At 67.8% G+C, this 20,020-nt stretch carries 17 protein-coding genes; 7 read left to right on the top strand and 10 right to left on the bottom strand.

The window, feature by feature from the left end; all coding sequences use genetic code 11:
- Nucleotides 1-63 precede the first annotated feature (63 nt).
- The 3 genes from ACYJSS_RS24235 to ACYJSS_RS24225 all read left to right on the top strand — a co-directional run bounded on the left by ACYJSS_RS24235 (nt 64) and on the right by ACYJSS_RS24225 (nt 3,046).
- Nucleotides 64-1,509 (top strand): alanine/glycine:cation symporter family protein, encoded by a 1,446-nt coding sequence (locus ACYJSS_RS24235; RefSeq protein ID WP_236205121.1) that lies wholly within the window; start codon nt 64-66, stop codon nt 1,507-1,509.
- Between the two features lie 160 nt (nt 1,510-1,669).
- Complete coding sequence (locus ACYJSS_RS24230) at nt 1,670-2,659, top strand: asparaginase (RefSeq protein WP_236205120.1); 990 nt, start codon at nt 1,670-1,672, stop codon at nt 2,657-2,659.
- 186 nt (nt 2,660-2,845) lie between these two features.
- Nucleotides 2,846-3,046 (top strand): type II toxin-antitoxin system VapB family antitoxin, encoded by a 201-nt coding sequence (locus tag ACYJSS_RS24225; protein ID WP_236205119.1) that lies wholly within the window; start codon nt 2,846-2,848, stop codon nt 3,044-3,046.
- 24 nt (nt 3,047-3,070) lie between these two features.
- Here ACYJSS_RS24225 and ACYJSS_RS24220 read toward each other — a convergent pair whose 3' ends face one another.
- From ACYJSS_RS24220 to ACYJSS_RS24210, 3 genes are all read right to left on the bottom strand, one after another.
- Complete coding sequence (locus tag ACYJSS_RS24220) at nt 3,071-3,511, bottom strand: CBS domain-containing protein (RefSeq protein WP_111259168.1); 441 nt, start codon at nt 3,509-3,511, stop codon at nt 3,071-3,073.
- A 162-nt stretch (nt 3,512-3,673) separates the two neighbouring features.
- A complete protein-coding gene (oadA, locus tag ACYJSS_RS24215) occupies nt 3,674-5,494 on the bottom strand; it encodes a sodium-extruding oxaloacetate decarboxylase subunit alpha (RefSeq protein WP_236205118.1) in 1,821 nt (606 codons plus the stop codon).
- Nucleotides 5,495-5,510: 16 nt separating this feature from the next.
- Nucleotides 5,511-6,926, bottom strand: coding sequence for an acetyl-CoA carboxylase biotin carboxylase subunit (locus tag ACYJSS_RS24210; RefSeq protein WP_111259170.1), 1,416 nt, complete (start codon nt 6,924-6,926; stop codon nt 5,511-5,513).
- A gap of 200 nt (nt 6,927-7,126) precedes the next feature.
- Between ACYJSS_RS24210 and ACYJSS_RS24205 the strand changes: the two genes are divergently transcribed.
- On the top strand, nt 7,127-8,074 hold the full coding sequence (locus ACYJSS_RS24205) for a LysR family transcriptional regulator (RefSeq protein ID WP_111259375.1): 948 nt from the start codon (nt 7,127-7,129) through the stop codon (nt 8,072-8,074).
- Here the strand turns inward: ACYJSS_RS24205 and ACYJSS_RS24200 are convergent.
- The 5 genes from ACYJSS_RS24200 to ACYJSS_RS24180 all read right to left on the bottom strand — a co-directional run bounded on the left by ACYJSS_RS24200 (nt 8,016) and on the right by ACYJSS_RS24180 (nt 11,855).
- Complete coding sequence (locus ACYJSS_RS24200) at nt 8,016-8,240, bottom strand: PA3496 family putative envelope integrity protein (protein WP_111259171.1); 225 nt, start codon at nt 8,238-8,240, stop codon at nt 8,016-8,018. The two genes, ACYJSS_RS24205 and ACYJSS_RS24200, sit on opposite strands and share 59 nt — an antisense overlap.
- Before the next feature lie 112 nt (nt 8,241-8,352).
- A complete protein-coding gene (locus ACYJSS_RS24195) occupies nt 8,353-9,642 on the bottom strand; it encodes an NAD(P)/FAD-dependent oxidoreductase (RefSeq protein ID WP_111259172.1) in 1,290 nt (429 codons plus the stop codon).
- A complete protein-coding gene (locus ACYJSS_RS24190; protein ID WP_236205117.1) occupies nt 9,639-10,382 on the bottom strand; it encodes an amino acid ABC transporter ATP-binding protein in 744 nt (247 codons plus the stop codon). The genes ACYJSS_RS24195 and ACYJSS_RS24190 overlap by 4 nt, the downstream gene beginning before the upstream one ends.
- Nucleotides 10,379-11,035, bottom strand: coding sequence for an amino acid ABC transporter permease (locus tag ACYJSS_RS24185; RefSeq protein ID WP_111259174.1), 657 nt, complete (start codon nt 11,033-11,035; stop codon nt 10,379-10,381). Before ACYJSS_RS24185 ends, ACYJSS_RS24190 begins: the two co-directional genes overlap by 4 nt.
- A 61-nt stretch (nt 11,036-11,096) precedes the next feature.
- Nucleotides 11,097-11,855, bottom strand: a complete 759-nt coding sequence (locus ACYJSS_RS24180) for an ABC transporter substrate-binding protein (protein WP_236205116.1) — start codon at nt 11,853-11,855, stop codon at nt 11,097-11,099.
- A 173-nt stretch (nt 11,856-12,028) separates the two neighbouring features.
- Here ACYJSS_RS24180 and ACYJSS_RS24175 point away from each other — a divergent pair, with 173 nt between their 5' ends.
- Nucleotides 12,029-12,805, top strand: a complete 777-nt coding sequence (locus tag ACYJSS_RS24175) for an IclR family transcriptional regulator (RefSeq protein ID WP_111259176.1) — start codon at nt 12,029-12,031, stop codon at nt 12,803-12,805.
- Nucleotides 12,806-12,838: 33 nt separating this feature from the next.
- Here ACYJSS_RS24175 and hexR read toward each other — a convergent pair whose 3' ends face one another.
- Nucleotides 12,839-13,705: a transcriptional regulator HexR gene (hexR, locus tag ACYJSS_RS24170; RefSeq protein ID WP_111259177.1), complete on the bottom strand. Its 867-nt coding sequence runs from the start codon at nt 13,703-13,705 to the stop codon at nt 12,839-12,841.
- A gap of 173 nt (nt 13,706-13,878) precedes the next feature.
- Between hexR and zwf the strand changes: the two genes are divergently transcribed.
- Together zwf and trhP are read left to right on the top strand one after the other, a co-directional pair.
- Entirely contained in the window at nt 13,879-15,300 is a 1,422-nt protein-coding gene (gene zwf, locus ACYJSS_RS24165; protein ID WP_218281303.1) for a glucose-6-phosphate dehydrogenase, read from the top strand.
- Between the two features lie 506 nt (nt 15,301-15,806).
- Nucleotides 15,807-17,165 (top strand): prephenate-dependent tRNA uridine(34) hydroxylase TrhP, encoded by a 1,359-nt coding sequence (trhP, locus tag ACYJSS_RS24160; protein ID WP_111259179.1) that lies wholly within the window; start codon nt 15,807-15,809, stop codon nt 17,163-17,165.
- Here trhP and ACYJSS_RS24155 read toward each other — a convergent pair.
- Nucleotides 17,134-20,019, bottom strand: coding sequence for an EAL domain-containing protein (locus ACYJSS_RS24155; protein WP_111259180.1), 2,886 nt, complete (start codon nt 20,017-20,019; stop codon nt 17,134-17,136). The genes trhP and ACYJSS_RS24155 overlap by 32 nt on opposite strands.
- Between the last annotated feature and the right edge of the window lies 1 nt (nt 20,020).

Genomic DNA, 20,020 nt, shown 5'->3' with positions numbered 1-20,020 from the left:
GCGCAGTGACGTTCGTATCCACTGCCGCTCCGAACAACAACAAACTGGATCAGGTGAAACGCCATGCTCGATCTGCTCAATGACTTCCTCTGGGGCAAGCTGCTGATCGTGGTCCTCGTGGGCCTCGGACTCTTCTTCACCCTCGCCTCCCGCTTCGTCCAGCTGCGCTACTTCGGCGACATGTTCCGCATCTTCGGCCAGGCGCTGCAGCGCAAGGAAGGCCAGCTCAGTTCGTTCCAGGCCCTGATGCTTTCCGTAGCCGGTCGTGTCGGCGCCGGCAACATCGCCGGCGTGGCCGTGGCCATCATGCTCGGCGGCCCCGGCGCGGTCTTCTGGATGTGGGTGGTGGCCCTGCTGGGCATGGCGACCAGCTACTTCGAGTGCTCCCTCGCGCAGCTGTACAAGCGCCGCGAAGCGGACGGCACCTACCGTGGCGGCCCGGCCTTCTACATCCTGCACGGCCTCGGCCAGCGCTGGCTGGCGGTGATCTTCTCGTTCCTGCTGCTGGTGACCTTCGGCTTCGGCTTCAACGCCGTGCAGTCCTTCACCGTGGCCACTTCGCTGCACGACACCTTCGGCCTGCCCACCTGGATCAGCGGCATCGCCCTGGTCGGCGTGATCGGGATGATCGTCTTCGGCGGTATCAAGCGCATCGCCAGCATGGCCGACGTGATGGTTCCGGTGATGGCCGGCGGCTACATCCTCATGGCCCTGGTGATCATCGGCATGAACCTGTCCGAGGTTCCCGCCACCCTGGCCCTGATCGTCAAGAGCGCCTTCGGCCTGGAGCCGGCCTTCGCCGGTGGCGTCGGTGCGGCCATCATCATGGGCGTCAAGCGCGGCCTGTTCTCCAACGAAGCCGGCCTGGGCAGCGCGCCCAACGTGGCGGCCGTCGCCGAGGTCAAGCACCCCGCCGCGCAGGGCATCGTGCAGTCCCTCAGCGTGTTCATCGACACCCTGCTGATCTGCACCAGCACCGCGCTGATCATCCTGCTCTCCGGCGTCTACCAGCCGGGCAGCGAAATGGCCGGCGTGGTCCTCACCCAGGCGGCCCTGGCGGCCGAAGTGGGCGAGTGGGGCCGCATCTTCGTGAGCATGGCGCTGCTGCTCTTCGTCTTCACCACCCTGGTCTACAACTACTACCTGGGTGAGAACGCCCTGAGCTTCTTCAGCTCCAAGCGCGCCCTGCTGATCGTCTACCGCGCGCTGGTCATGGCCCTGGTGCTGTGGGGTTCCATGCAGGACCTGTCCACCGTGTTCGGCTTCGCCGACGTCACCATGGGCCTGCTGGCGGTGGTCAACCTGGTGGCCATCACCCTGCTGTTCAAGGTCGGCATGCGCCTGATGCGTGACTACGACGCCCAGGTCAAGGCCGGCATCGACACCCCGGTGTTCGACACCAGCAAGTTCGCCGACCTGGACCTGGACCCTGCCGCCTGGCCGGTCGCCAAGGCGTCCGAGAGTGCGCCGCAGCAGGCCCCCGCCGGCCTGGCGGAAAGCCACCGCTAAGCGCTCTTTCGCGCTGCACCGGATGCCGCTTCTCCGCCCTGCGGGGAAGCGGCATCTTCGTATCAGGCAAAGGTTTTTCTGGTGGGATCGGCTCGCGATGGCAGCCTGATTCAGCGTTATGCTGGCCCACCGTTTTATTCCCGAGTGAGCAGGGCACGGCATGAGCGCAGTCAACAACCTCTTCGTCCTCTATACCGGCGGCACCATCGGCATGCTGCAGACGGCCGAGGGCCTGGCGCCCGCCGGCGGGTTCGAGGCACGCATGCGCGAGCACCTGGCCAGCAGCGGTGCGCCGGCGCCGCAGTTCGCCTTCCAGGAGATGCTGCCGCTGCTCGACAGCGCCAACATGACCCAGGCCCAGTGGCTGGCGATGCGCGACCGCATAGTCGAGGCGGTGGTCGAAGGCGGCCATGACGCCGTGCTGCTGCTGCATGGCACCGACACCCTGGCCTACAGCGCCGCCGCCCTGAGCTTCCTGCTGCTGGGCCTGGGCGTACCGGTGGTGCTCACCGGCGCCATGCTCCCGGCCGGCGCCGAAGGCAGCGACGCCTGGCCCAACCTGTGCGGCGCCCTGGCCGCGCTGCAGGCGGGCGTCGAACCGGGCGTGCACCTGTATTTCAATGGCGAGCTGATGCATGGCGCGCGGGTGAGCAAGCTGCGCAGCGATGCCTTCGATGCCTTCACCGTGTTGCCGCGCCAGCGCAGCGGCGAGCGCGCCGACGCCCTGCCCGCCCTGCTCGGCTTCAACACCCGCCGCGTACCGGTGAACCTGGCGGTGCTGCCGCTGTTCCCCGGCCTGCAGGCGAGCCACGTGCAGGCGCTGCTGGACTGCGGCGTGCAGGGGTTGTTGCTGGAGTGCTTTGGCAGCGGCACCGGCCCGTCGGACAACACCGAGCTGCTGGCCGTCCTCAAGGCCGCGCACCAGCGCGGCGTGGTACTGGCGGCGATCAGCCAGTGCCCGGCCGGGCACGTCGAGTTCGGCGTCTACGCCGCCGGCAGCCAACTGGCGGCCAGCGGCCTGGTCTCGGCCGGGGGCATGACCCGCGAAGCCGCCCTGGCCAAGCTGTTCGCCCTGATCGGCGCCGGCCTCGCCCCTACCGACGTCGAGCGCTGGTTCGCCCTGGATTTGTGCGGCGAACGGGTGGAGTGACGGACCTGCAGGGGCGACTCCAGTCGCCAGGGGCCGCGCCGCGGCCCCAACCACCGCCCGCACGACCTAACCGGCGTGCGTAGGGTGGACCCCGCTTCACCGGTCCACCGTTGCGGAGCTCCAGGCGACACCGCCGGTGGATGAAAAAGGCGTCATCCACCCTACACACGGATGGGAGACCGAGACATGCGGATCACCGTCACCCTCGACGACACGCTCTACCAGCAGGCATTGGAAATGGCCGATCCGGATATGGACGAGGCCGATATCTTCCACGAAGTCGTCAGGACCTTCGTACGCGTCCAGGCAGGGAAACGCCTCGCCGCCCTGGGGTCCAAGGCACCCGAAATGCAGGACGTGCCGCGTCACCGTGAAGACGGGGCGTGACCATTAACGTTCCGGCGACACGGCTCAGGTCACCTCACCCCGGATGTACTGCTCCAGGTGCTGGATCAGCGCGTCCTGCTCGGCGATGGCTTCCTTGACGAGGTCGCCGATGGACAGCAGGCCGACCAGTTGGCCGTCCTCCACCACGGGCAGGTGGCGCAGGTGGCGGTCGGTCATCAGTGCCATGCATTCGCGGATGCTCTGCCGGCCGTTCACCGTGAGCACCGCCTCGGTCATGAATTCGCGCACCGGCGTGACCACCGACGAGCGCCCTTGCAATACGCCACGGCGGGCGTAGTCACGCTCGCTGACGATGCCCACCAGGCGGCCATCCTCGACCACCGGCAAGGCGCCGATATTGTGTTCGGCCAAGAGGCGCAGGGCGTCGAGCATCGGCACTTCGGCGCCGACGGTGTGCACCTGCTGCAGCGGCTTGGCGTGGAGCATCTGGGCAACGGTCTTCATCGGTGATCCTCCTGGGTTGAACCTGATGGGCGCCCAGCATGACGTCGGCGGCCAGGGCCCGGCCAGACGGCTATCTGCATGGCGGCCATTGAAAATATTACGGCCCGGGCAAAGACAAAAAAGGGGAGCCCGAGGGCTCCCCAGGGGACTTCTGGTTCGGGATCACTCGATCTCGATCAGGACCTCGCCCGGGTTGACCCGGTCGCCCTTGGCGATGTGGATCGCCTTGACGGTGCCGGCGATGGGCGCCTGCACCTCGGTTTCCATCTTCATGGCTTCGGTGATCAGCACGGCCTGGCCGGCCTTGACGCTGTCGCCTTCCTTGACCAGCACGTCGACGATGTTGCCCGGCATGGTGGTGCTGACATCGCCCGGCGCACTGGCGTGCTTGCGCTTGCTGCTGCTGCCGGCGACGAAGTCGTTGAGCGGCTCGAACACCACTTCTTCGGGCATGCCGTCGATGGACAGGTAGAAGTGGCGCTTGCCGTCGCTCTTCACGCCGACCCCGGTGATGTCCACGCGGTAGCTCTCGCCGTGCACGTCGACCACGAACTCGGTGGGCACGCCCTCGCCGCCGACCGGGGCCGAACCCTGGCCGTTGGGGATGGGCAGCAGTTCCTCGGGCTTGAGGGTGCCGGCTTCACGCTCTTCGAGGAACTTGCGCCCGATGTCGGGGAACATGGCGAAGGTGAGGACGTCCTCCTCGCTCTTGGCCAGGGCACCGATCTCCTTGCGCAGCTTGTCCAGCTCGGGCTTGAGCAGGTCGGCCGGGCGCACGTCGATGACTTCCTCGTTGCCGATGGCCTGGCGGCGCAGTTGTTCGTCGATCTCGCCCGGCGCCTTGCCGTAGCGGCCCTGGAGGTAGAGCTTCACCTCGTTGGTGATGGTCTTGTAGCGCTCGCCGGCCAGCACGTTGAACACCGCCTGGGTGCCGACGATCTGCGAGGTCGGGGTCACCAGGGGCGGGTAGCCGAGGTCCTTGCGCACCTTGGGGATCTCCTCGAAGACCTCGTTGATGCGGTTCAGGGCGCCCTGTTCCTTCAGCTGGTTGGCGAGGTTGGAGATCATCCCGCCCGGCACCTGGTTGACCTGCACGCGGGTGTCGACGCCGGTGAATTCGCTCTCGAACTGGTGGTACTTCTTGCGCACGGCGTGGAAGTACATGCCGATCTCCTGGATCAGCGCGAGGTCCAGGCCGGTGTCGTAGGGGGTGTTGCGCAGGGCAGCGACCATGGACTCGGTGCCCGGGTGGCTGGTGCCCCAGGCCATGCTGGAGATAGCGGTGTCGATGTGGTCGGCGCCGTTCTCGATGGCCTTGAGCTGGCACATGCTGGCGACGCCGGCGGTGTCGTGGGAGTGGATGAACACCGGCAGGTCGACGCTCTCCTTCAGGGCCTTGACCAGGTCACCGGTGGCGAAGGGGGTGAGCAGGCCGGCCATGTCCTTGATGGCGATGGAGTCCACGCCCATCGCCTGCATGGCCTTGGCCTGGGCGACGAAGGCGGCCTCGGTGTGCACCGGGCTGGTGGTGTAGGCGATGGTGCCCTGGGCGTGCTTGCCGGCGGCCTTCACCGCCTCGATGGAGACGCGCAGGTTACGCACGTCGTTCATCGCGTCGAAGATGCGGAACACGTCGATGCCGTTGACCGCCGCCTTGGCCACGAAGGCCCTGACCACGTCGTCGCTGTAGTGGCGGTAGCCCAGCAGGTTCTGCCCGCGCAGGAGCATCTGCAGGCGGGTGTTGGGCAGCGCGGCCTTGAGCTTGCGCAGGCGCTCCCACGGGTCTTCCTTGAGGAAGCGCACGCAGGCGTCGAAGGTGGCGCCGCCCCAGACTTCCAGCGACCAGTAGCCGACCTGGTCGAGCTTGTCGCAGATGGGGAGCATGTCTTCCAGGCGCATGCGGGTGGCCAGCAGGGACTGGTGCGCGTCACGCAGGATGGTGTCGGTGACGGTGATCTTCTTGGCTTCCGGGGTCTTGCTCATGTTCTGCATCCTTCCCTTACAGGCCCGCGTGGGCGGCAATGGCGGTCGCGATGGCGATGGCCAGGTGCGACGGGTTGCGCTTGATCGAATACTGGGTCAGCTCCGGGTGGCTCTCGACGAAGCTGGTGTTGAACTGGCCGCTGCGGAACTCGGGATCGCGGAGGATCTCCTGGTAGTAGGCGGCGGTGGTCTTGACCCCCTGCACGCGCATGTCGTCGAGCGCTCGCAGGCCACGGTCGAGGGCTTCTTCCCAGGTCAGCGCCCAGACGATCAGCTTCAGGCACATCGAGTCGTAGTAGGGCGGGATGGTGTAGCCGGTGTAGATCGCCGTGTCGGTGCGCACGCCGGGGCCGCCGGGGGCGTAGTAGCGGGTGATCTTGCCGAAGGAGGGCAGGAAGTTGTTCTTCGGGTCCTCGGCGTTGATGCGGAACTGCAGGGCGAAACCGCGGTGGATGATGTCGTCCTGCTTGACCGAGAGCGGCAGGCCGGAGGCGATGCGGATCTGCTCGCGGACGATGTCGATGCCGGTGATTTCCTCGGTGATGGTGTGCTCCACCTGCACCCGGGTGTTCATCTCCATGAAGTACACCTCGCCCTCGGCGAGCAGGAACTCCACGGTGCCGGCGTTCTCGTAGCCCACCGCCTTGGCGGCGCGCACGGAGAGGTCGCCGATGTAGGCGCGCTGCTCGGGGGTGAGCTGCGGGCTGGGGGCGATCTCGATGAGCTTCTGGTTGCGGCGCTGGATCGAGCAGTCGCGCTCGAACAGGTGCACGGTGTTGCCGAAGCTGTCGGCCAGCACCTGGGCCTCGATGTGCTTCGGGTTGACGATGCACTTCTCCAGGAACACCTCCGCCGAGCCGAAGGCCTTGGTCGCCTCGGAGATCACGCGCGGGTAGGCCTGCTCCAGCTCCTCGCGGCTGTTGCAGCGGCGGATGCCGCGACCGCCACCGCCGGAGGTGGCCTTGAGCATCACCGGGTAGCCGATGCGCTCGCCTTCGCGCAGGGCCTCCTCGAGGTCCGCCACGTTGCCTTCGGTGCCCGGGGTGACCGGTACGCCGGCCTTGATCATGCTGCGGCGGGCTTCGGTCTTGTCGCCCATGCGGCGGATCACTTCCGCCGACGGGCCGATGAAGCGGATGCCGCGCTCGGCGCAGATCTCTGCCAGTTCGGCGTTCTCGGAGAGGAAGCCGTAGCCGGGGTGCAGCGCGTCGCAACCGGTCTCCACGGCCAGGTTCACCAGCTTGCGCGGGTTGAGGTAGCCGGCCAGCGGGTCCTCGCCGATGCTGTGGGCCTCGTCGGCACGCTTGACGTGCAGGGCGTGGCGGTCGGCCTCGGAGTAGACGGCCACCGAGCGGATGCCCATCTCGGCGCAGGCGCGCACGATTCGGACGGCGATCTCACCCCGGTTGGCGATGAGGATTTTCTTGATCACGAGCGTTCCCTCGACCAAGTGGGCAGGCGAACGGCGGGCCGTTCGGCGAGTGACCGCCGGTGCTGTAGCGGTGCGTGATTAACCTACGCCCAGCCCTGGGATAACCCAAATCAATAATTATTGGGGTATCCATTAGGAAAGCCTTATAGTCGGCGCCGCGATCCCCTTTTCCGAGGCTTCCACCTATGCGCAAGACCCTGCTGCGCATGACGCTGCGCCAGCTCCAGGTGTTCCGTGCCGTGTTCGAGAGCCGCTCGTACAGCCGAGCGGCGGAAGAGATGGCGCTGACCCAGCCGGCCGTCAGCCTGCAGATCCGCCAGCTCGAGGAGCTGGTGGGCCAGCCGCTGTTCGAATACGTCGGCAAGAAGCTCTACCAGACCGATGCCGCCGAGGCGCTGTACGTGGCCAGCAGCGACATCTTCCAGCGCCTGGCCAGCCTCGACATGCAGCTCTCGGATCTGCAGGGCTCGCTGCAGGGCCAGCTCAACCTGGCGGTGGAATCCAGCGCCAAGTATTTCGTGCCTCACCTGTTCGCCGCCTTCAAGCAGCACCACCCGGACGTCAGCCTGCACCTGACCGTGGTCAACCGCGCCCAGGTGATCAAGCGCCTGGCGGACAATCGCGACGACCTGGTGATCATGTCCCTGGTGCCCCAGGACATGGCCCTGGAGTTCCTGCCGTTCCTCAACAACCCGATCATCGCCGTGGCGCCGCCGGACCACCCGCTGTGCCACGCGCGCAGCCTGACGCTGAAGGACCTGGAGCCCTTCCCGCTGCTGATCCGCGAAGCCGGCTCGGGCACCCGCAAGGCCTGCGAGGAATACTTCCAGCAGAAGCGCGCGCATTTCGCCCAGACCCAGGAAGTCGCCTCCCTGGATGCCCTGCGCGAATGCGTGGTGGCCGGGCTCGGCCTGGGCCTGCTGCCCCGCCACGCGGTCAGCCTGGAACTGGCCACCGGCGTATTGCGCGAGCTGCCCGTGGAGGAGCTGCCGCTCTACCGCAGCTGGTGCGTGGTCCACGCCAAGGGCAAGCGGCTGTCACCGGTCGCCCAGGCGTTGATGGCCTTTATCCGCGAAGAACGCGCCCAGATCAGCACGCTTTCCCAGCGGTTCGACGGCGCTCTGCCGTTGACGACAACAGGTAGTTGATCGCGATCAGGTCGGGATAGTCATCCAGGTCCGCCAGCAGACGGCGCTGTTCGGCGCGCTCCTCGATGGCGCGGCGGAACTGCATCCGGCGCTGGTCTTCGAGCTTGCGCCGGGTCTTGCTGTCGATGGCCGGCTCGTCAAAACGCTGTGCATGGTGTCGAGGCATGTCAGGTCTCCCAGGACGAAGTGCGGGGAGCACCAGCATCGGCCAGCGGCATGACGCTTTGACGGCAGGGTCGTGAAGCTCCGATGACCGTCCTGCGACAGCCACCGGCCGGTCAGAGCAGGGCGTCGAGCAGGCGGTACCAGGCGATCCCCGCGCCCAGGTAGAGGCGCTGCAGGCCGTGCAGGGGAATGCGCCGCAGCGGCGTGATCGGGAAGGGGAAATCCCCGCCCTGCCCCGCCAGGCGCGCCGCCATGTGCCGCCCCAGGCAGGTGGCCAGGGCGATGCCGCGACCGTTGTAGCCCAGCAGCATCGACAGCCCCGGCGCCGGTTCGTGGACATGGGGCAGGAAGTCCTGGGTCAGCGCCACGCGCCCGCTCCAGCGGTATTCGATGGGCACCCCGGCGAGCTGCGGGAACAGCCCGGTGAGCGAGCGTTCCAGATGCGCCCAGTCGCTGGCCTGGCGCGGCTCGGGGAAGGGACCGCGCCCACCCAGCAACAGGCGCCCCTGGGCGTCCTGCTTGAAGTACAGCAACAGGCGCCGCGCATCCGAACAGACTTCGCCACCCGGCAGTACGCTGTGGCGCAGGTGCGCCGGCAACGGCTGGGTGGCGACGATGAAGCTGTTGGCGGCGATCAGCGTCTGGCGCAGGCCGGGCCAGAGGCCGTCGGTGTAGCCGTTGCCGGCCAGCAGCACGCGCTCGGCCCGCACCTGGGCGCCGGCGGCTGTGGATAACATCCAGCCGCCCTCTTCGCGACGCAGGCCGGTCACCCGGCTGTGGCCATGAATCATCGCGCCCCGCTCGATTGCCGCACGCGCCAGCCCACGGGCGTAGCTCAGGGGCTGGACGCTGCCGGCGCGCGGGTCGACCCAGCCACCGAGGTAATTGACGCTGCCGATGCGCCGCGCCACGGCCGGCTCGTCCAGCAGCTCCACCTCCACGCCGCGCGCGCGCCATTGCCCGGCGCGCTGCTCCAGGCCGCGCATGGCCACGGCCGAGGCGGCGGGCTGGATCCAGCCCTTGCGCGTGGCATCGCAGTCGATGCCGAGCCGTTCGATCAGCGCGAACACCTCGTCGGCGGCGCCACCGGCGGCCTGGATCATCGCCTCGCCACGAGCCGCGCCGAACTTGGCGATCAGTTGCTCGGGGTCGAACTTGAGGCCGGGGATCACCTGCCCGCCGTTGCGCCCGGAAGCGCCCCAGCCCGGCTCGCCGGCATCCAGCACGCAGACGCGCACGCCCGCTTCGGCCAGGTGCAGGGCGGTGACCAGCCCGGTGTAGCCGGCGCCGACGATGGCGACGTCGGCCTGGGTGCTCTCGTTCAAGGGCGGGGTGGCGACAGCGGGTTTCGCGGTGGCCGCCCAGAGCGAGGACGGCAGCGCGGGCACCAGGGGCGCGTTCATGCCGGCACCTCGCCGCTGTTCAGCAGGCGCTTGAGGAAATCCTGGGTGCGCGGGTGGCTCGGCGTGCTCAGCACCTCGCGGGCCGGGCCCTGTTCGACGATGCGACCGCTGTGGAGGAAGCAGACCTTGTCCGCCACATCGCGGGCGAAGCCCATCTCGTGGGTGACCACGATCATGGTCATGCCCTCGTCGGCGAGGCGCCGCATCACCGCCAGCACCTCGCCCACCAGCTCGGGGTCCAGGGCCGAGGTGGGCTCGTCGAAGAGGATCGCCCTGGGCTTCATCGCCAGGGCGCGGGCGATGGCCACGCGCTGCTGCTGGCCGCCGGAAAGCTCGTCCGGGTAGGCGTTCATGCGGTGGGCGAGGCCGACCTTCTCCAGCAGCGCCTCGGCCTGGCGCCGGGCTTCGCGGGGGTCTTCCTTCTTCACGTAGATCGGCCCCTCCATCACGTTTTCCACAGCCGTGCGGTGGGGGAACAGGTTGAAGCGCTGGAACACCATGGCCACCTGGGTGCGGATCTCATGGATGCTGTCGTGATGGCGGTCCACCGGCTGGCCGCTGACCAGGATCTCGCCCCGGTCGTGGGTCTCCAGGCCGTTGATGCACCGCAGCAGGGTGGACTTGCCGGAGCCCGAGGGGCCGATCAGGCAGACCACCTCGCCGCTCTCGATGTTCAGGTCGATGCCTTCGAGCACCGCCAGGCTGCCGAAGCTCTTGTGCAGCTGCTTGATCTCGATCATGGCTTGCTCCTCTTGCCGATTCGCGCTTCCAGCCGGCGCAGGCCGTAGGACAGCGGCAGGCTCAGCGCCAGGTAGAGCAGCGCCACCAGGGTGTAGACGGTCATGTTCTCGAAGGTCGAGGAGGCGATCAGCTGGCCGGCGCGGGTCATCTCGGCCACCGTGATGGTGGAGACCAGCGAGGAGTCCTTGAGCATCATCACCAGGGTGTTGCCGTACGGCGGCAGGGCGATGCGGAAGGCCTGGGGCAGCACCACCCGGCGCATCACCATGGCGCCGCGCATGCCGAGGGATTCGGCCGCCTCGATCTGCCCCTGGTGGATGGCCTGGATGCCGGCGCGGAAGTTCTCCGCCTGGTAGGCCGAGTAGGCGATGCCGAGACCGATGACGCCGGCCTGGAAGGCGCTGAGCTGGATGCCGAAGTCCGGCAGCACGAAATAGATGTAGAAGAGCTGCACGATGATCGGCAGGCCACGGATGACGTTGACCACAGCGATGGCGAACAGCGAGATGGCGCGGACCTTCGACACCATCATCAGGGCGAAGACCAGGCCGATGATGGAACTGAGCAGGAAGGACCCGGCCGTGACCTGCACGGTGACCACCGCCCCTTTCAGCAGAATGGGGAGGAAGTCCAGAGCGTTCTGGAGAAACATGGAGGCTACCCGTGGATGGGTTCAGGGAAAGGCCCGCCGCGACGGCGGGCCGCGAGCGCGGTCAGTCGAGCTTCCACTTCGCGATGATGCGGTCCAGCGAGCCATCGGCCTTGATCGCGGCGATGCCCATGTTGACCCGCTCCAGGGTCGCGGCATCGCCCTTGCGCACGATCAGGCAGACATCACCCATGATCACCGGCTGGTAGCCCTGCACCAGGCGCACCTTGTCCTGGGTGCGCTGGGCCAGCTGGTAGGCGAGGATCGGGCGGTCGGCGAAGCCGGCCTTGATCCGCCCCAGCGCCAGGTCGCGCATCAGGTCGGCGATGGAGTCGTAGCCGCGCACTTCCTTGAAGATGCCGCGCTTGTTCAGCTCGTCGATGAACACGGTGCCGACCTGGGCGCCCACCACCTCGCCCGCGAGGTCCTCCATGCGGGTATAGGCGCTGGCGTCGTCGGCGCGGACGATCAGGCCCTCGCCGTAGCTGAACACCGGGTCGGAGTACTGCACCACCTTCTCCCGCGCAGGGGTGCGCAGCATGGCGGCGGAGATGACGTCGATCTTGTTCGCCGTCAGCGAGGGGATCAGCGCGGCGAAGGTGGTCTGCTGGATCTCCACCTCGAAGCCGCCGGCCTTGGCCACGGCCTGGGCGGCGTCGACCATCATCCCCTGGATGCTCTGGCTCTTGACGTCGAGGAAGGTGAAAGGCACGCCGGTGGCGGTGGCGCCGACCCGGTAGCTCTCGGCGCTGGCGGCGACGGACGTGGCGAGGCCGGCGACGAGGACGCAGGCACAGGTGAGGGCACGAAGGCGAGGATGCATGGCGAGTCTCCCATTGGACGCTGTTTATTGTCGTTGTGCGCTATGGATAGCCCCTTCTGAATCGGCAGGGGGCGTTTTATCGACTATAAACAATTTACAAGAATCGTAAAGAGATTTATAAATATCGAATATCGATATTCAAAACAGCAGAAAACCCGCTGAAAGGACGCGACATGAGCGATAACAACAATTCACTGTTCAACCAGTCGCTGGAGAAAGGCCTGGCCGTGCTGCGTGCCTTCAACGCCCGGCAGCGCACCATGAACCTGGCCGAAGTGGCCGAGGCGGCGGGCATCAACAAGAGCTCGGCGCAGCGCATGATCCACACCCTCGAAGAGCTCGGCTACGTGCGCAAGCACCCGCAGACCAAGCGCTTCCAGCTCACGCCGCGGGTGATGGAGATCGGCTACAACTACCTGGCCGCCGACACCCTGGTGGACGTGGCCAACCCCTTCCTCGCCGAACTGGCGCAGATCACCGGGGAAACCACCAACCTCACCGAGCCCGACGGCCTGGAGATGGTCTACGTGGCGCGTTTCGTGGCGCCCAAGTTCATCCCCATCCACATGCCCATCGGCAGCCGCATCCCCATGTACTGCACCGGCTCCGGCCGCGCCTACCTCAGCGCCCTGGACGATGAAGCGGTGCATGCGGCACTGGCCGCCAGCGAACTGAAGCGCCACACCCAGCAGACCCTGACCGGCCCGGAGGAAATCTTCGCGCAGATCGAGGCGACCCGGCGCAAGGGCTATGCGATCAACAACGAGGAGCTGTTTCTCGGCGACATGACCATCGCCGCGCCCATCCTCGGCAGCCAGGGCCAGCCGGTGGCCGCCGTGCACGTGGTGGCGCCGACCAGCCGCTGGAGCCTGGAGGAAGCGGAACGCAAGCTGGCACCTGCGGTGATCGAGTGCGCGCGGGCGATCCGCACCTCGATCAGGACCCTCTGAACGGCGCGTGGCGCCCGGGGCGGGGGACGTCGATCAGTCTTCCATCGCCTTGATCGACTTGGGCGACAGGCGCAGGCTGCGCAAGCTGCGCTTCACGCTCTTGAGGTGGTTGACCAGGCTCGGGCCACGGGCCATGGCCACGCCCATCGCCAGCACGTCGATCACCACCAGGTGGGCGATGCGCGAGGTCAGCGGGGTGTAGATCTCGGTGTCTTCCTGCACGTCGATGGCCAGGTTCACCGTGGCCAGGTCCGCCAGCGGCGTCTGGCTCGGGCACAGGGTGATCAGCGTGGCGCCGGCCTCGCGCACCAGGTTGGCGGTGATCAGCAGGTCCTTGGAGCGGCCCGACTGGGAGATGCAGATGGCCACGTCGGTGGGCTTGAGCGTCACCGCCGACATCGCCTGCATGTGCGGGTCGGAATAGGCGGCAGCAGTCAGCAGCAGGCGGAAGAACTTGTGCTGGGCATCGGCGGCCACCGCGCCGGAGGCACCGAAGCCGTAGAACTCCACGCGCTGGGCCTGGGCGCAGGCGGCGATGGCACGTTGCAGGGCCTGGGGGTCGAGCTTCTCGCGCACGTCCATCAGGGTGTGCAGGGTGGTGTCGAAGATCTTCAGGCTGAAGTCGGCGACCGAGTCGTCCTCGTGGATCGCGAACTGGCCGAAGCTGGCGCCGGCAGCCAGGCTCTGCGCCAGTTTCAGCTTGAGGTCCTGGAAGCCCCCGCAGCCGATGGCGCGGCAGAAACGCACGATGGTGGGTTCGCTGACGCCGACGCTCTGCGCGAGGTCCGCCATGGAACTGTGCATGACTGCAGCGGGATCGAGCAGGACGTGGTCGGCGACCTTCAGTTCCGACTTGCGCAGCAGGTGGCGCGACTGGGCGATGTGTTGCAGCAGATTCACAGGGCAGGCTCTTCGAAGTGGGGGATACGCTTCACGGCTCGATCAACGCGTGGGGACAACTCGGTTATGATCGACGGCCGTCGGGCTGTAGTGACCTTGTAGTTATACTACATGACCCGCTTTTCCGCCCAGGTAAACCACGCAGGAGTGCACCCTTGACCCAGCCCTGTGACATGTTGGTCTTCGGCGGTACCGGCGACCTCGCCCTGCACAAACTGCTTCCGGCGCTCTACCACCTGCATCGCGACGGGCGCCTGCATCCGCAGCTGCGCATCCTCGCCATCGCCCGCAATCCCCTCGATGCCCAGCAGTACCGGGCCCTCGCCGAGCGCCACTGCCGCGCCCAGGTGGCTCGCGCCGATTTCACCAACGAGGCCTGGGCGGGGTTCGCCGCGCGGCTCGACTACTTCGTCATGGATGTCTCGCAGAGCGCCGACTTCGGGCGCCTGGCCCGCCACCTGGGGCCAGGCGAGGATCGCGGCCGCGTCTACTACCTGGCCATCGCCCCGCGCCTGTTCGAGGACATCGCCCGGCACCTGCAGATCGCCGGCCTCGCCGGGCCCCAGGCGCGCATCGTGCTGGAGAAACCCATCGGCCACTCCCTGGAATCGGCCCTGGCGATCAACGCCGCCATCGGCGCGGTGTTCGACGAGCGCCAGGTGTTCCGCATCGACCACTACCTGGGCAAGGAGACGGTGCAGAACCTCATGGCCCTGCGCTTCGCCAACGCCCTGTTCGAGCCGGTGTGGCGCGCCGGGCACATCGACCATGTGCAGATCAGCGTGTGCGAGACCCTGGGCGTGGAGAACCGCGGCAGCTACTACGACCACGCCGGCGCCATGCGCGACATGGTGCAGAACCACCTGCTGCAGCTGCTCTGCCTGGTGGCCATGGAGGCGCCGGTGCGCTTCGACGCCGACGCGGTGCGCAACGAGAAGGTGAAGATCCTCGAAGCCCTCAAGCCCATCTCCGGGCTCGACGTGCAGGACAAGACCGTGCGCGGCCAGTACGCCGCCGGCAAGATCGGCGGCCAGGAAGTACCCGCCTACTACTTCGAGAAGAACGTCGACAACGACAGCGACACCGAGACCTTCGTCGCCGTGCAGGCGGAGATCGACAACTGGCGCTGGGCCGGCGTGCCCTTCTACCTGCGCACCGGCAAGCGCCTGGCGCGCAAGTACTCGGAGATCGTCATCCAGTTCAAGCCGGTGCCGCACCGCCTGTTCAACGGCGGCGAGGCCAACCGCCTGCTGATCCGCCTGCAGCCCGAGGAGCGCATCAGCCTGCAACTGATGGCCAAGAACCCCGGCAAGGGCATGCGCCTGGAACCGGTGGAGCTGGACCTCAACCTCGCCCAGGCCTTCACCCAGCGGCGCTGGGATGCCTACGAGCGCCTGCTGCTGGACGTGATCGAGGGCGACTCGACGCTGTTCATGCGCCGCGACGAGGTGGAAGCCGCCTGGCGCTGGGTCGACCCGATCCTCGAAGGCTGGCACGAGTACTACCAGAGCCCACGCAGTTACCCCGCCGGCTCCACCGGCCCCGAGCAGGCCCACAGCCTGCTGGAGCTGCAGGGGCGGGCGTGGAATGACTGAAGCGCCCTGCCCCGCCGATCGCGAATGAATTCGCTCCTCAAAAAAAGCCGAACCGCTAAGTAGGGTGGACGTCGCTCTTTAGGTCCACCGGCTGAGCACGGCACGACACCGCTGGTGGACCGATGAAGCGGGGTCCACCCTACATCCACGGCACCCAAGCCCCCGTAGGTTGGCGCCGAGCGCAGCGAGGCCCAACACAGCAACGCCCGCCCCTTCGCGAATGAATTCGCTCCTCAAAAAAGCCGGACCGCTGCGGGGTGGACGTCGCTCTTTACGTCCACCGGCTGAGCACGGCCCGACACCGCTGGTGGACCGATGAAGCGGAGTCCACGCTACATCCACGGTACCCAAGCACCCGTAGGTTGGCGCCGAGCACAGCGAGGCCCAACGCAGCGACGGCCATCCTTCGCGAACGAATTCACTCCGCGCCGGCATTGCTCCAGCGCAATACCCGGTCCGGGCGGCTTGCCTAGAATCCGCGGCTTTTCGCGCAACGAGCCCCGCCCATGTCCAGCCGCCAAGCCCCCGAACTGCTCTGCCCCGCCGGCACCCTCAAGGCCATGCGCCACGCCTTCGCCTACGGCGCCGACGCGGTGTACGCCGGCCAGCCGCGCTACAGCCTGCGGGTGCGCAACAACGAGTTCGACCACGCCACCCTGGCCGCAGGCATCGCCGAGGCCCACGCCCGGGGCAAGCGCTTCTACGTGGTGGTCAACATCGCCCCGCACAACGCCAAGCTGAAAACCTTCCTCAAGGACCTCGCGCCGGTGGTGGCGATGGCGCCGGACGCGCTGATCATGTCCGACCCGGGGCTGATCATGCTGGTGCGCGAGCACTTCCCGCAGATGCCGGTGCACCTCTCGGTGCAGGCCAATGCGGTGAACTGGGCCAGCGTGAAGTTCTGGCAGGCCCAGGGGCTGACCCGGGTGATCCTCTCCCGCGAGCTGTCGCTGGAGGAGATCGGCGAGATCCGCCACGAGGTGCCGGAGATGGAGCTGGAGGTGTTCGTCCACGGCGCCCTGTGCATGGCCTACTCCGGCCGTTGCCTGTTGTCCGGCTACATCAACCACCGCGATCCCAACCAGGGCACCTGCACCAATGCCTGCCGCTGGCAGTACAAGGCCGGGGAAGCCCGCGAGGACGCGCTGGGCGATGTGGTGCACGCCTGCACGACGCAGCCAACCCTGGGCGAGGGCGCACCCAGCGAGCGCCTGTTCCTGCTGGAGGACGGCAGCCGCCCGGGCGAGTACATGCCCGCCTTCGAGGACGAGCACGGCACCTACATCATGAATTCCAAGGACCTGCGTGCCGTGCAGCACGTGGGCCGCCTGCTGGAGATGGGCGTGCATTCGCTGAAGATCGAGGGCCGCACCAAGTCGCACTTCTACGTGGCGCGTACCGCCCAGGCCTATCGCCAGGCCATCGACGACGCCCTCGCCGGCCGCCCCTTCGAGCCGCGCCTGCTGGAGCGCCTGGATTCACTGGCCAACCGCGGCTACACCGAGGGCTTCCTGCGGCGCCACACCCACGACCACTACCAGAACTACGCGCACGGCAGCTCGCGGCCCTCGCGTCAGCAGTTCGTCGGCGAGCTGACCGGCGTGCGCCGGGGCGAGCTGGCGGAAGTACGGGTGAAGAACCGCTTCGAGGTGGGCGACCGCCTGGAGCTGATGACCCCGACGGGCAACCTGGGCTTCATCCTCCATGGCCTGGAAGGCGCCAACGGCGAGAGCCGCCAGGTGGCGCCCGGCGACGGCCACCTGCTTTACATCCCGCTGCCCGCGGACCTCGACCTGGAATACGCCCTGCTGCTGCGCGACCTGCCGGAGCCGGTCAGCGCCACAGCGCCGTCGCCTGCTCCTTGAGCAGCGCGGCGAACACCGGCGCCTCCACCGGCGGGCTGATCAGGTAGCCCTGGATCTCGTCGCAGCCCTGGGTCTTGAGGAAGTCCATCTGCGCCTGGGTCTCCACGCCCTCGGCCACCACCTTGAGCTCCAGGCCGTGGGCCATGGCGATGATGGCGCGGGTGATGGCGGCGTCCTCGCCCCCGGAGGACAGGTCGCGGATGAAGGTCTGGTCGATCTTCACGTAGTCCACCGGGAAGCGCTTGAGGTAGCTCAGGGACGAGTAGCCGGTGCCGAAGTCGTCGATGGCCAGCTTCACCCCCAGCTCGCGCAGCTGGCGGAAGGTGGCGATGACGTGCTCGACGTTCTCCAGCAGGTGGCTCTCGGTCAGCTCCAGTTCCAGCAGGCGCGGCGACAGGCCGGTTTCGTCGAGCACCTGGCGCACCAGGCTGGTGAGGTTGCCCTGGCGCAGCTGGTGGCCGGAGAGGTTGACCGAGACGCGGATGTCCGCCAGCCCCTGGCGCTGCCACTCACGCGCCTGCAAGCAGGCCTGGCGCAGCACGAATTCGCCGATGGGCGCGATCAGCCCGGTCTCCTCGGCCAGGCCGATGAAGTCCCCCGGCGGCACCAGCCCCAGTTGCGGATGGCGCCAGCGCACCAGCGCCTCGGCGGCGTTGAGGCTGTCGTCGGCCAGACACAGCTTGGGCTGGTAGAAGACCTCCAGCTGGCCTTCATCGATGGCCTTGCGCAGCTGGGTCTCCATCTGCAGGCGTTCGAGGGTGCAGGCCTGGAGGTTGTCGGTGAAGAACTGGAAGGTGTTGCCGCCCAGGTGCTTGGCATGCTGCATGGCCATGTTGGCCTGGCTGATCAGCGTGGAGATCTCGCGGGCGTTGTCCGGCAGCAGGCTGATGCCCAGGGAGGCGCTGACCACCAGTTCCTCGCCGCCCACCGTCATCGGCGTGCGCAGCTTGGTCAGCAGGCGGCTGGCGGTGCGCGCCAGGCTGGAGAGGCTGCCGTAGGCGTCGAGGATCACCGCGAATTCGTCGCCGGACAGCCGGGCGATGGTGTCCGCCTCGGGCGCGGCCTGGGCCAGGCGCCGGCTCATCTGCCGCAGCAGCTGGTCGGCCACTTCATGGCCGAGGCTGTCGTTGAGCACCTTGAAGCGATCCAGGTCGATGTGCAGCAGGGCCAGGCTGCGGCCGCTCTGGCGCGCGCGCTGGCTGGCCTCGTGCAGGCGGTCCTTGAACAGGGTGCGGTTGGCCAGGCCGGTGAGCTCGTCGTAGTGCGAGAGGTAGCGCAGGCGCTCCTCGGCATCGCGGCGTGCGGAGAGGTCGGCGAAGAAGCCGACGATGTGGCTGGCATTGCCCCGGGCATCACGCACCACGTTGAGCTGCAGCCACTGCGGGTAGAGCTCGCCGTTCTTGCGGGTGTCCACCAGTTCGCCCTGCCAGCTGCCGCTCTGCTCCAGCTCCTGGCGGATCAGGTGGTACTGGCGGCGGCTCTCGCGGGTGCTGTTGATCTCCACCACCGTGCGGCCGAGCACCTCGTCGCGACGGTAGCCGGTGACTTCGCTGAAGGCCTGGTTGACCGCCAGCAGGCGGTAATGCGGGTCGAGGATGACGATGCCCTCGCTGGCCGCCTCGAAGACCATGGCCGAGAGGCGCTGCTGCTCCTCGGCCTGCTTGCGCTCGGTGACGTCGCGGCGGGTGCCGAGCATGCGCAGCACCTTGCCCTGCTCGTTGCGCTCCACCACCCGTCCGCGATCCTCGACCCAGAGCCAGCGGCCGTCGCTGTGGCGCACCCGGTAGTCGATGGCATAGCCGTCGCTGCGGCCCTTGAGGTGGTCGACCAGGGCACGGCGCAGCAGCGGCAGGTCGTCCGGGTGCAGGCGCGGCTTGAGGTCGCTGAGCACGCGGGTGACGTCGTCCATCTCGATGCCGAAGATCTCCTTCAGGTGCGAGTGGTGGACTTCGTCGGTCTCCAGGTTCCAGTCCCACAGCCCCAGCTCGCTGGCCTCCAGGGCCAGGGCCAGGCGCGCCTCGCTCTTGGCCAGGGCGTGGCTGGCGTCGGCCAGTTCCAGGGTGCGCTGGGCGACGCGGATCTCCAGGTCGTTGTGAGCGGCGCGCAGCTCGCGCTCGGCGCGCCGGCGCTGCTCCACCTCCCGCGCCAGCTCGCTGTTGAGCCCCTCGGCGCGGACCTTGGCGTGCTCCAGGTTGTCGATCAGCGCCTGGTTGTGGAAACGCTGGATCAGGCTGCGCTGCACCAGGCGGTTGACCTGCCAGGCCACCACCATCAGCGCGGCCAGGAGGATCAAGCTGAGCAGGCCCCAGCCACGCTGCAACGGCTCGCCGCTGGCCAGCAGCCAGGACACGGTGGGCACCAGGCACGGCAGGGCGAAGGTGAGGAAGGCCTGCAGGCTCACCGCATAGGCGACGCTGGCGGAGAGGATGGCGGCGGCGATCAGGCCATAGACCAGCGCCTGCTGCAGGAAGGCATCGCCCGGTACCAGGAAGATCACCGGGAAGGCCAGGGTCAGGCCGGAGGCGGCGGCGCCGAGAAGGAAGGTGCGGTGCCACTGGGGCTGGGCCTGGCGCGAGGGCAGCGCGGCCTTGAAGGCGGCCACCTGGGTCAGGCGCAGCACCGCCAGCAGCACCAGCCACACCAGCCAGCCGCCCAGCAGCAGGCCGTTGGCGGGCTCCCACAGCAGGTAGGCGCAGGCCAGGCCGTTGAGCAGCATGAACAATGTGGGGGTTTGCGAGCCCTGGTAGAGCAGGCGCGTGCGCTCCACGGCCAGGTCCGTTGCGAAGTGCTGGCTGAGGGCGCGGCTGTCACCGCCGGGCAGGTCGATCTGGGCTTCGTTGGGTGTCGCGGTCATA

The sequence above is a fragment of the Pseudomonas sp. No.21 genome, from assembly GCF_054558415.1.
The sequence above is the reverse complement of the archived record's forward strand: the minus strand, read 5'-3'. Positions and strand labels throughout refer to the sequence as shown.